Source organism: Paracoccus sp. 22332, assembly GCF_052045125.1.
Classification (GTDB): Bacteria; Pseudomonadota; Alphaproteobacteria; order Rhodobacterales; family Rhodobacteraceae; genus Paracoccus; species Paracoccus haematequi_A.
This window is the reverse complement of the sequence record NZ_JBQEOI010000127.1, coordinates 1-667: the sequence shown is the minus strand read 5'-3', so window position 1 is coordinate 667 and position 667 is coordinate 1. Positions and strand designations below refer to the sequence as shown.

Sequence of the window (667 nt, the reverse complement as noted above, 5' to 3'; positions counted from 1 at the left end):
CCACCGAGAACCCCTAAATGACGCAGTACGCAACCATGCCGGAACTGTCCCTTTCCCAAGCCGCGAAGCTGACGGGAAAAAGCAAATCTACGATCAACAGGGCCATCAAAACCGGAAGGCTCAGTGCAACTCGCCATGAGGATGGCAGCTATTCGATTGATCCGGCGGAACTCCTGCGGGCGTTCAGCCTGGAACCTCAAGGGGGTTCAGAAAGACGCGATGCGGAACCGGATGGAACCCGTCTCCTCGAACGCATTGAAGTCCTGGAAGCGATGCTGAACCGTGAACGCGAGATCGCGGCGGACCTGAAGGAGGACCGGGACCGCTGGCGACAGCAGGCGACAGCCTTGCTGACCGATCAGCGTCCCACAACCTCGGCCGCTACCCCGTGGTGGCCTTGGCGCAGAAAAACCCCATGACGGCATTGCTGGACCTGAACACTGGCCGGTTCATCACCGCCTGACGCTTGATCTCTGAAACTCCTTGACGCTCATGGTCCATCCAATCAACTACTCATTATAAGTTGAGGAGTTGATTCGATGAACGAGCCTCAAGCTCTGGCCGCCTTCGCGGCCCTGTCCCAGGAAACGCGGCTGCGGATCGTGCGCCTGCTGGTTGAGGCTGGGCCGGAAGGCATGGCCGCAGGAGCAATCGGCGAAGCTCTCGG

Annotated in this window: 1 protein-coding gene and 1 pseudogene; both read left to right on the top strand. The window is 59.7% G+C overall.

Annotation, left to right across the window (positions count from 1 at the left end; all coding sequences use genetic code 11):
- The first annotated feature begins 17 nt into the window (after positions 1 to 17).
- Entirely contained in the window at positions 18 to 419 is a 402-nt protein-coding gene (locus tag ACTJI6_RS24165; RefSeq protein ID WP_440804321.1) for a hypothetical protein, read from the top strand.
- 120 nt (positions 420 to 539) lie between these two features.
- A pseudogene (locus ACTJI6_RS24160) lies at positions 540 to 667 on the top strand (transcriptional regulator); the annotation flags it as partial.

Excerpts from the sequence above, each read along its gene's own strand:
- ACTJI6_RS24165 (WP_440804321.1), top strand. The coding sequence starts at position 18 with ATGACGCAGTACGCAACCATGCCGGAACTGTCCCTTTCCCAAGCCGCG.